We start from the raw sequence: 10,895 nt of genomic DNA on the forward strand, positions 1-10,895 counted from the left end.
GTGCGATGTGATCGTCTTATTCATCAGTATGAGCCTCGCGTCGCTTAAGATAAAGCGATCTTTCCTTAGCAATACGCGTTAGGAATACCGATCGTTCTGGAATCCCGCCAGCCACCCGCGAGTAGAGCCGCCCGGCCCCGCCTTGGAGGTGCGCACGCGTCGTCGAAATCCCCGCAGGACGTGAGGACGCGTCGAGGGAAACACCGCAGGACGTGAGGACGCGTTGAAGGCCTCGAACCCTCCCTCAGCTTTCGCCGCCAAAACCCCAACGCGTCCTCAGCTCTCGCCGCTTAAACCAAAACCCTCCCGTACCTTGGGGCGCGGGAGGGCTCGTCGGTGACGCGACAGAGGTGAACGGGCTACACCTGCGTGTGCATCTCCACTGCTTCGTCGTGCCGCGGGCTGTTCGGGTTCATCAGCGAGTGCCGCTTGCCGTAGCCGAAGTAAATCACCAGGCCGATCACGAGCCAGATGCCGAAGCGCAGCCAGGTCTCCCAGTGCAGCTGGAACATGAGGAAGGCGGAAGCCAGGACACCAAAGGCGGGGACCACCGGCATCAGCGGCAGGCGGAAGGTCCGGGGCGCCTCCGGCTTGGTGTAGCGGAAGATGATGACGGAAACGCAGACCACGACGAACGCGGCGAGGATGCCGATGTTGGTGAGGTCGGCGACGGCCTTGATGGGGAACACGCCGGCCAGCAGCGCCGAGGCGATGCCGCCGATCCAGGTCACGCGCTGCGGCGTACCGTGCCGGTCCGTCTTCGAGAACCAGCCGGGGAGAAGGCCGTCGCGGCTCATGGAGAACCACACGCGGGTGACGCCGAGAAGGAACGTGAGCATCACGGTGAGGATGGACAGCACGGCGAAAACGGAGATGATGGTGGCGATGACGGGAAGGCCGACACCCTGGAACGCCGACGCGAAGCCAGCGGCGGGATCGATGTCCTTGTAGTTCTGCATGCCGGTGAGCACGAGGGTTGCGGCAACGTAGAGCAGCATGGCGATGATGAGGGACAGGATGATCGCCTTGGGCATGTGCTTCTTGCCATCGGTCGCCTCTTCGGCCGCAGTGCTCATGGCGTCGTACCCGAACACGGCGAAGAACACGGTGGCCGAGCCCGCCAGGACCGGTCCGAAGCCGCTGGGCATGAACGGGTTGAAGTTTTGGGTGTTGATGTAGAAGACGCCCAGCCCGATGATGAACAGGATCAGGACAACCTTGATGGCAACGGCAATCAGTTCGAAGCGGCCGAAAGTCTTGGTGCCGCGCGAGAGGATCCAGGTGACCAGCAGGCAGACAAGGATGGCGGGAATGTTGATGATGCCGCCCTTGCCCTCATCCATGGTGGAGGTCATCCAATCGGGCATGTGGATACCGATGCCGGACAGGAAGGCGTCGAAGTAGCCGGAGATGCCGATGGCCACCACGGCCACGATGGCGATGTACTCCAGCAGCAGGTCCCAACCGATGAACCAGCCGATGATTTCGCCCAGTGCCACGTAGCCGTAGGTGTACGCCGAGCCTGCACGCGGGATCATGCCCGCAAACTCTGCGTAGGAGAGCGCCGCGGCAGCCGAGGCCAGTCCGGCGATCAGGAAGGAAATGAGCACCGCAGGCCCGACGCCGGGCGTATCGGCACTGCCGTGCGCCACAAGGCCGGCCAGCGAAAAGATGCCCACGCCGATGATGCCGCCGACGCCGATGGCGGTCAGCTGCCACAGCCCGAGGGACTTGAACAAGCCGCTGTGCTTGTTCTCTACTTCGATGTCGTCAATGGGCTTGCGCCTCAAAATTGACTGCGATGGATCTGTTGTACTCATCGGGACTCCTGCGTAGGTGCGGCCCCACCATTTCGCCCTGTGATGGGGGTAACTCAATCTGTTTAGTATGCAAGCAGTGTTGCATTAGATAAAGTGCATACTTCTAACCAGTATTCATTAGTCCAACTATTCAGTTGTGCAACCCAAGGAACAGCCCATGCTTGATGTCCGCCGGTTGAGGCTGCTCCGCGAGCTGAAGATCCGGGGCACGCTCGCCGAGGTGGCAGCAGCCCTGCAGTACAGTCCTTCCTCAGTGTCCCAACAACTGGCCCTGCTTGAGAAGGAAGTAGGGGTGGAACTGCTCAGGAAAACCGGCCGCCGCGTGCAGCTGACCCCGCAGGCCGAGGTTCTGGTGGCGCATACAGCACACTTGCTGGAAACCCTGGAGCAGGCCGAGGCAGACCTGGCCGCCTCCCTGACCACCGTCTCGGGAACCGTGCGGATCGCCGTCTTCCAGTCCGCGGCACTGGCGCTTATGCCGGACGCGCTGACGCGCCTCTCCGCGACCTACCCCGAGGTCCGGATCGAAATGACACAGCGCGAGCCCGAGACGGCGCTGCATGAGACGTGGGCCCGTGACTTCGACCTGGTCATCGCCGAGCAGTACCCCGGCCACGCAGCGCCCCGCTACCCCGAGCTGGACCGTGTCCGCCTCACGAGTGACGCCATCCGCCTCGCGGTGCCGCCGGCCGCTGAGGGCAGGGCGAAAGTCGACTCGCTAGCGGACACAGCCGAGATGCCCTGGGTGATGGAACCTCGTGGTGCGGCTTCACGCCACTGGGCGGAACAGGCCTGCCGGAGTGCAGGCTTCGAGCCCGACGTCCGCTTCGAAACAGCTGACCTCCAGGCCCAGATCCGCCTGATCGAGTCGGGGAACGCCGTCGCCCTGATGCCGGATCTGGTGTGGACCGGCCGGGGCACAACGGCCCAACTGCTGGATCTTCCCGGCAAGCCCCGGCGTACGGTCTTCACCTCCGTGCGGCGCTCCGGCGCGCAGCGGCCCGCCATCCTCGCGGCCCGCGAAATCCTTGCCTCCACCGCCGCTACCATTGCGGCTGCCCAGGAAATCGATACCGGAGCCGACGCCTCCGGCGCCCCGGCGGGAGCAGGAACCGCCGCGGCAGAGGCAACAGCAGAAGGACCAGCAGCCGCCAGAGAAGGCGGAGAAGCGGTCTAGCAGATGTTCCCTGGCTCACAGCCAAGCGTTGACGCCGGCGTTAGACTGTTGACGTTATGAATCGCACAATGTTTAAGTCCAAAATCCACCGGGCCACTGTCACGCACGCGGACCTGCACTACGTGGGTTCAGTCACCGTTGACCTGGACCTGCTCGACGCTGCCGACATTTTGCCCGGCGAGCTCGTGGCCATTGTGGACGTCACCAACGGTGCCCGCCTCGAGACCTACACCATCGCCGGCGAGCGTGGTTCCGGCGTCATCGGGATCAACGGCCCCGCAGCCCATCTGGTGCACGAGAACGACACCGTCATTCTGATCACGTATGCGCAGATGACCACCGACGAAGCGAAGGCCTACGAACCCAAGGTTGTCCACGTGGACAAGGACAACCGCATCGTCCAGTTGGGCAACGACCCCGCCGAAGGCCTCACCCCCGGGCTGCTGCGGCCGCCGTTCGCACTCAACAACGCCGCGCTGAGCTAGGACCATCGCGCGCGTCCGGCCAGAACGGGCCCGGCACAACGGCGAGATCCATGCCACAAGGCCACCCGCGGCTGAATAAATCTGATTAGGCTGGGATGGTGGATGCCACCCTCTGCCCTAGCCTGCCCCTGGCGGCAACCCCGTCGGCAAGCCCGTGCTAGGCGTCCTCGCAGGCTTTTTCGTGGTCTGGTCCATCATTCTGGTGGGCATGTTCGTCGGCAGGCGCAAGATCCTGGGCGAGAATGCCCGCCAGGTCCTGAGCGGACTGACCTTCTTCGTCGCCAGCCCCGCACTGCTCTTCGAGACGCTGAGCAGGGCAAGCCTCCGTGACGTTTTCGCCGCCCCGCTGCTCGTTGCAGCAGTTGGCGCCGCCGCCACCGCCGCACTGTTCTTTGTCATCGTCAGGTTCCTGCTCAAGCGCACCGTCCCGGAAGCGCTGATGTCGTCCATGAGCGCCTCACTGGCGAACTCCGCCAATCTGGGCATCCCGATAGCCGTGTATGTCCTCGGTGACGCCAGCCACGTCGCTCCCCTGCTGATCTTCCAGCTGGCGTTTTTCACCCCGATGTTCCTCATGGCCCTTGACGCCACCACCAGCTCACACCGCACCACGCCGCTTCGGTTCATCATGCTGATCCTGAAAAACCCCATGATCGTGGGCTCGGCCCTCGGGCTGCTGGTCGCCGGAACGGGATGGCAGCTCCCGCCGCTGCTTCTGGAGCCGATCCACCTGATTGGCGGCGCCGCAATTCCGGCCATGCTGATGGCCTTCGGCATGAGCCTGAACGGGTCAAAGCCGCTGCAGGCAGCCGCAGGCCGGAGAACCGACGCCCTGCTGGCCAGCGGCTTCAAGCTCTTCGTGCACCCGGCCATCGCCTATCTGTTTGCACGCTTCGCCCTCGGACTGGACGGCCCGGCGCTGTTCGCCGTCGTGGTCACGTCCGCCCTGCCCACCGCGCAGAATGTTTTCGTCGCCGCCAGCCGGTACAAGGCCGGGCTCACGGTCGCGAAGGACACCGTCCTGATCACCACGATCGTGGCCGTGCCTGCGATGATCGGTGTGGCCCTGCTTCTGGCATAACTGCCGCCCCGTCCCCAACCGCTCCGCGGCTGCCGCCCGAACTGGAGGAAACCTTGAACACCACCCTGGACACCGTGATCATCGGAGGCGGAGCCATGGGTTCCGCTGCCGCCTGGGCGCTGGCCGACCGCGGGCGTGACGTGACCCTGCTCGAGCAGTTCACGCCCGGCCACCTCAAAGGTGCCTCGCACGGCGCCACCCGGAACCTGAGCCTCGCCTACGCCGAGCCTGAGTACGTGGCCATGCTGGCCGAGGCGCTGAAGCTGTGGGCCGAGCTCGAGGACGCGAGCGGCGAGCGCCTGCTGGCGCGCACCGGCGTCGTCAACCACGGCCCAGACCCGCGCCTCGGCGAGATCCACGCAGCACTGAACAGCGCCGGCCTCCGCGCGGACTTCGTTCCGCTCGCTGAAGCCGGCGAGCGCTGGAGCGGCATCCGCTTCGACCAGCAGGTTCTGCACATGCCCGACGGCGGCCAGCTCAACCCCGAGGCCGCCCTTCCGGCGTTCCAGAGGCTCGCGGCCGGGAACGGCGCAGCAATCCGGCACGGCGTGAAAGTTGTGCGGCTGGAAATACTCGACGACGGCGTCCGGCTTACCGTAGAAGACGGCGGCCGGACGGAGGTGCTCACCGCCCGGCAGGCGGTGGTCACCGCGGGCGGCTGGACCTCCAAGCTGCTGGCAGGTGCAGTCGCCACGCCGCGCCTGACCGTCACGCAGGAGCAGCCGGCCCACTTCCGCATCACCGACGACGGCGCCATTTGGCCCGGGTTCAACCACTTCCCCGGCGAGGGCGGGGACTACGCCGGCTGGTACTCCCCCGTGTACGGCATGCTGACACCCGGAGAGGGCGTCAAGGCGGGCTGGCACGGCGTGGGACCAGTAGTGGACCCGGACCGGAGATCCTACCTGCCCGAACCGCGCCAGCGCGCAGCCCTGCAGCAGTACGCGAGGGACTGGCTGCCCGGCGTGGACGCCGACGCGATGACCGACATCAGCTGCACGTACACCACCGCCCCGGACCACAACTTCGTGCTGGACCGGATCGGGCCCGTGGTCATCGGGGCGGGCTTCGCCGGCCACGGCTTCAAGTTCACGCCCGTGGTGGGCCGGATCCTGGCCGACCTCGCCACCGGAGAGGGCCCCGCACCGGCCATCTTCGCCGCCGCCCGGGCCTAGGACCGCGCACCCCTCAGGCCTTTGCCCCAGGGGTGGCTACCCGCAGGCGTCAGACGCGGACCAGTCCGGCTGCCTCCGCAAGGAGCTCCACCGAACGCAGCCGCTCCGCGGTTCCGTTGCTCTGGTGCGCCACGATGAGCTCGTCGGCGTCGGCGTGCCGGGCGAAGCCCTCCAAGTAGTCCAGCACGACGTCCGGGGTGCCCACAGCCGAGTACTTCATCATCTGCGAGACGTGCTGTCCCTGCGGCGAGTCCAGGATCATGTCCGCCTCGTCGTCGGTGAATTGCCGCCCGCCGCCGAAGAACAGCGAGACGCGGGCCCGCATCGTGGCGCGCAGCATCTCCTGGGCGTCCGAGGCAGCATCCGCAGCCACCACATTGACGCCGGCGATGACGTGCGGGGCGGACAGCTGCTCCGACGGTTTGAACTCCCGCCGGTACACGGCGACGGCGTCCTGCAGCGCATTCGGGGCGAAGTGGGACGCGAAGGCGTACGGCAGTCCCAGCTGGGCCGCCAGCCGCGCTCCGAAGAGGGAGGAGCCCAAAATGTAGAGGGGCACGTTGGTTCCCCTGCCCGGCGTAGCCTCCACTCCCTGCACGCGGGTGGGCCCGGTGAGGTAGCCCTGCAGTTCCAGGACGTCCTGCGGGAAGGTATCGGCCGAATGCGGGTCACGGCGCAGTGCCCGCATGGTGTTCTGGTCGCTGCCGGGCGCACGTCCCAGGCCCAAGTCGATCCGGCCGGGGTGCAGGGTCTCCAGGGTGCCGAACTGCTCGGCGATTGTGAGCGGGGAATGGTTGGGCAGCATCACGCCGCCTGCTCCCAGCCTGATGCTCTCGGTGTGAGCGGCCACGTGGGCGATCAGCACGGACGTGGCCGACGACGCGATGGAAGACATGTTGTGGTGTTCGGCGTACCAGACGCGCCGGTATCCGAGCCTTTCGGCCAGCTGCGCCATGGCGACGCTCCCGGCAAGGCTCTCCGCCGCCGTCTGGCCCTTGCCGATGGTTGCCAGGTCGAGGATGGAGAGGGGAACAGTCACGGCGGGACGGCCTTTCTTAGGGGGTTGCGCGGCTGCCGGCCCAGCGGTGGTCCGGCACATTGGGAACAACGACGGCGGCGCCCGGGTTATTTCTGTCCGGCCCGGTGACGCTGTCCACATATCCCGCCCATCCGGTGGCCGCTATGCTGGCGGCATGGCCAACAAGTCCACTGCAGATAAAGTAGCCACCATCCAAAAGGGCTACGCCCTGGAGGGTGCCACCATCGAGCTGGGCGCCGCCATCGTCGACGGCGAACTGCACAAGGACGCTCCGGTCCGGTTGCCGCTGTCCATGATGAACCGGCACGGGCTCGTGGCCGGCGCCACCGGCACGGGCAAGACCGTCACCCTGCACATGATGGCGGAACAGCTCTCGACCGCCGGGGTGCCCGTGTTCCTGGCGGATATCAAGGGCGACCTTTCCGGGCTTGCGACGGCGGCCGCCGGAAGCGACAAGCTGGCCAAGCGGACCGAAAGCATCGGGCAGGCGTGGTCCGGGAAGACGTTTCCGGTGGAGTTCCTGGCCCTCGGCGGGGACGGCGACGGCATCCCGGTCCGCGCCACGATCACGTCGTTCGGGCCCATCCTGCTCTCCCGCGTACTGGAGCTCAATGACACCCAGGAATCCAGCCTCCAGCTCGTGTTCCACTTTGCGGACAAGAACAACCTCGAGCTGGTGGACCTGAAGGACCTGCGCGCCGTCATCCAGTTCCTCATCTCCGACGAGGGCAAGGAACCGCTTAAGGAATTGGGCGGCCTGTCCAAGGCCACTGCCGGCGTCATCCTCCGGGAACTCGTGGGTCTCGAGGCGCAGGGCATGGAGCGGTTCTTCGGGGAGCCGGAGTTCGACACCGCCGAACTGCTCCGGACGGCGCCTGACGGCCGCGGCGTCATCAGCTGCCTGGAGCTGCCAACCTTGCAGACCAAGCCGATGGTTTTTTCCACGTTCCTCATGTGGCTTCTCGCGGATCTGTTCGAGGACCTGCCCGAAGCCGGCGACCTCGACAAACCCAAGCTTGTCTTTTTCCTCGACGAGGCGCACCTGCTCTTCAGTGACGCTTCGAAGGCCTTCCTGGAAGCCATCACCACCACCGTCCGCCTGATCCGCTCCAAGGGAGTCGGCATCTTCTTCGTCACGCAGACCCCGAAGGACGTCCCGGCGGATGTCCTCGGGCAGCTGGCCAACCGGGTCCAGCACGCCCTCAGGGCATTCACGCCGGAGGATGCGAAGGCGCTCAAGGCCACCGTCTCCACGTTCCCCATCAGTGACTATGACCTCGAGGAGACCCTGACGTCGGCGGGCATCGGCGAAGCCGTCATCACGGTCATGAACGAGCGAGGCGCCCCGACGCCGGTTGCCCTCACCCGCCTCCGGGCGCCGGAATCCGTCATGGGCCCCAGCGCCGCCGAACTGGTCAGGAGCACCGTGGCGGGGTCGGCGCTGCTTGCGAAGTACGGCACTGCGGTGGACAACGTCTCCGCGTACGAGAAGCTGACCGGCAAGGCCGGGGCCCCCACCGGCGCCGCGGCCGCCGGGCAGCCGCCGGTGCCTTCGCCCGAGGTGTTCGTCCCGGGCAATCCTGATCCAACGGCGATCGACGACGAAGCGCGCCGGATCGAGGAGGAGAACCTGGGCCGTCCCAGCAGCAGGCAGCCCGGCAGCGGGCGGGCCGAAAACGGACGGCCGGACGGCGGGCCGGTCTCGGCGCCCCCGGCCAGACGCCAGGCTCCCCCGTCCGGCGGGATGATGGAGGACATCACCGGCGCCCTCGGCGGGGCCCTTGGCAGCGGCCTGAAAAGCATGGCTCGGTCCATGGGAACGCAGCTCGGCCGGGAACTCCTGCGGGGCGTTTTCGGCACCTCTTCCCGGCGGCGCCGCTAGCGGAAACGCAGCGCCGACAGCGGCGGCTGCGTCCCGCCGTCGGGCTTTCCTGCACGGTGGGCGGGCGTCATGGGGACCACCCCTACTCCAGAGTTGCCTGACGTTGCAGGTAACGTGGGGTGCGTGCAAATGAGTCAAGCGTTGGTGAAGACGGCGGCCGGATGGCTGCTGGGCCTCATGCTTGCCATCGTTGGCGCCATCGTTTCAGTCAATCTGGTCAACTCCTCCGTGGCCAGTCCGCAACAGCCCGTGCGCGAATATCTGGAGGCCCTGCAGCACGGCGAAGGTGAACGGGCGCTGGGCCTGCTCCGCGCGTCGGTGCCGGACGCCGACGCCGCCATGCTCGACGGCACCGCGCTGCAGACCTCTGCGGCGCGGATCACGAACGTCAAACTCGGAGCCGCGGTGGGGCGTGGCGGCAACCGCGTGATGGTGCCGATGGACTACACCATCGACGGCAGCCAGCTGCACACCGAGTTCCTGCTGGAGAGCACCGGCACAGAATGGCTGTTCTTCCACAAGTGGTCCTTCGTGCCTGCCACGCTGCCCACCGTTGACGTGACAGTGGTGAACTCCAGTGAGGCAACGTTAAACGGCGTGCCGGTGAACATGCCCGGCGGCCACAACAGCTTCGCGGTGTTCTATCCGGGCGAGTACGAGGCGTCCCTCAACGGCCAGTACTTCGCCGCTCCGCCCACGCGGGCCACGGTCTCCGGAAGGGAGGCTCCCGCCGCGCCCCTGAACCTGCTCACGCACGCCACCGACGAACTGAACCAGGCGGTCTCCGCACGGGTCAAGGAATTCCTCGACAAGTGCGCGGCCGAAGCCGGCCGGCAGCAGCAGCTCCAGCCGGACTGCCCGTTCTACCACGTCACCAACAACCGCGTGGTGCCCGGGACCATCAAGTGGAGCATCACCGACTACCCGAAGGTCACCATCGAGCCATTTGACGGCAGGTGGGTGGTGGCGCCGCTGGACGGCAAGGCAAAGCTCACTGCGGAGCAGATCGACCTGTTCAACGGCGCCGTCTCGCCCCTGGGCGTGGAGCACGATTTCAGCTTCACGACGCGTCTGGACATTACTGGCGACACCATCAAGGTCACGCCGCTCCTCACCTTCTGAGGCCCCGCCTCCAACTGACCCGGCCGGGCTGTTTGGTTGGACTGGCCCACCTTCAACGGCCTGTCCCCATTTTCACGGGCCCAGCAACCGCCGGTAAGGCCCAAAGCTGGGCTGGTCCGGCTGCGGCCAGCGCGATGAACCACGGGCCAGAACCTCCCGCACTTGGGCCAGCATGGCTTCCGGGGAGTGAACAACGTCGTCATAGAAGAAGCGAAGGACCGGCAGCCCCCGCACGGCGGCGGCATTGTCCCGCCGCCGGTCCTTCTTGAACTGCCGCGATTCGAGGTGGAAGGCGATTCCGTCGATTTCCACGATGAGGAAGCCTTCCAGCAGGAAGTCCACGCTTCCGATCCCCTCGATCCAAACCTGCGTTTCGGTGGCGATCCCCGCTTCACGGAACAGAACCCGGGCCAGAGTCTCCAGGAGCGAATCGGCGCCCCGTTCTACTCTTGCCAGAACGTCCCGCGCTTTTCCGCACCGGTTGCCAGTCAGGTATCCGCGTAGGAAAGCGAGGTCAATATCTCCGCGGTTGTAGGCGCACTCCACCATCACCAGGGATTCCAGGGGCGGCAGGCAGAGCAGGGCCTGGAGCAAAACATCCGGGAGCGCGGCGATGGTCCCGTGGCGTCTCCGTTGCGTCAGGGCAAGCCGGTGGTTGACACAACCGTCTCCTGCCCGGCCGTTGCTGTGCCAGTAATGAGGCTGCGTTGCGGGACGGAGTTGCCACAGTTTGTACCCCGGAGCAGCGGACACGCAGGTCAGGAGCCCACGAGAACGTCCAGCCGCCACCAACTCGGGATCGGCGCCGGGAACGGCGAGCAGCCCGCGCTCCACCCGCCAAACCGCGCCGCTTCGCACGGCGAGACGAATGCCGGCCTCCGTGCCGCCCCGGGCCACCACGTCCCGCGTCAGCAATACCCCACCGGCTGCTTTGATGATGCGTGAGGGGTCCACACGCCCAACCCTGCCTGCCGCCGGCATCCCCTGGCAGGCAGAATCTCGGCCATGTGGATAACCGGCCCGCTTGCGCCGCTGCCGGGCTGGCCCAGCTTTGAACCCGCCGACAAAAAGGCAGTGGCCCGGTTCCGCGCCGCGGGGCGGGAAACCGGGCCAC

At 66.5% G+C, this 10,895-nt stretch carries 9 protein-coding genes; 6 read left to right on the top strand and 3 right to left on the bottom strand.

From position 1 onward, the window contains the following. Positions 1-359: 359 nt before the first annotated feature. A complete protein-coding gene (locus tag LFT45_RS21140) occupies positions 360-1,820 on the bottom strand; it encodes an amino acid permease (protein WP_236805654.1) in 1,461 nt (486 codons plus the stop codon). A 157-nt stretch (positions 1,821-1,977) separates the two neighbouring features. Here LFT45_RS21140 and LFT45_RS21145 point away from each other — a divergent pair, with 157 nt between their 5' ends. From LFT45_RS21145 to LFT45_RS21160, 4 genes are all read left to right on the top strand, one after another. Further along, a complete protein-coding gene (locus LFT45_RS21145) occupies positions 1,978-2,997 on the top strand; it encodes a LysR substrate-binding domain-containing protein (protein ID WP_236805661.1) in 1,020 nt (339 codons plus the stop codon). A gap of 56 nt (positions 2,998-3,053) precedes the next feature. Beyond that, on the top strand, positions 3,054-3,482 hold the full coding sequence (gene panD / locus LFT45_RS21150) for an aspartate 1-decarboxylase (RefSeq protein ID WP_236805663.1): 429 nt from the start codon (positions 3,054-3,056) through the stop codon (positions 3,480-3,482). A gap of 154 nt (positions 3,483-3,636) precedes the next feature. Further along, on the top strand, positions 3,637-4,563 hold the full coding sequence (locus LFT45_RS21155; RefSeq protein WP_236805664.1) for an AEC family transporter: 927 nt from the start codon (positions 3,637-3,639) through the stop codon (positions 4,561-4,563). 53 nt (positions 4,564-4,616) lie between these two features. Further along, positions 4,617-5,738 (top strand): FAD-dependent oxidoreductase, encoded by a 1,122-nt coding sequence (locus LFT45_RS21160; RefSeq protein WP_236805667.1) that lies wholly within the window; start codon positions 4,617-4,619, stop codon positions 5,736-5,738. A gap of 49 nt (positions 5,739-5,787) precedes the next feature. Here LFT45_RS21160 and LFT45_RS21165 read toward each other — a convergent pair whose 3' ends face one another. Further along, positions 5,788-6,777 carry an LLM class flavin-dependent oxidoreductase gene (locus tag LFT45_RS21165; protein WP_236805669.1) on the bottom strand — a complete coding sequence of 330 codons (990 nt, stop codon included), beginning with the start codon at positions 6,775-6,777 and terminating at the stop codon, positions 5,788-5,790. Positions 6,778-6,931: 154 nt separating this feature from the next. Here LFT45_RS21165 and LFT45_RS21170 point away from each other — a divergent pair, with 154 nt between their 5' ends. Together LFT45_RS21170 and LFT45_RS21175 are read left to right on the top strand one after the other, a co-directional pair. Then, the gene (locus LFT45_RS21170) at positions 6,932-8,659 is read left to right on the top strand and encodes a helicase HerA-like domain-containing protein (protein WP_236805670.1); all 1,728 of its coding nucleotides are present in this window, start codon (positions 6,932-6,934) and stop codon (positions 8,657-8,659) included. Positions 8,660-8,788: 129 nt separating this feature from the next. Then, on the top strand, positions 8,789-9,781 hold the full coding sequence (locus tag LFT45_RS21175) for a hypothetical protein (protein ID WP_236805671.1): 993 nt from the start codon (positions 8,789-8,791) through the stop codon (positions 9,779-9,781). Positions 9,782-9,853: 72 nt separating this feature from the next. Here the strand turns inward: LFT45_RS21175 and LFT45_RS21180 are convergent, their stop codons facing one another. Further along, positions 9,854-10,735, bottom strand: coding sequence for an endonuclease domain-containing protein (locus LFT45_RS21180; RefSeq protein ID WP_236805672.1), 882 nt, complete (start codon positions 10,733-10,735; stop codon positions 9,854-9,856). Positions 10,736-10,895 lie beyond the last annotated feature (160 nt).

This window comes from Arthrobacter sp. FW305-BF8 (genome assembly GCF_021789315.1).
Taxonomy (GTDB): Bacteria; Actinomycetota; Actinomycetes; order Actinomycetales; family Micrococcaceae; genus Arthrobacter.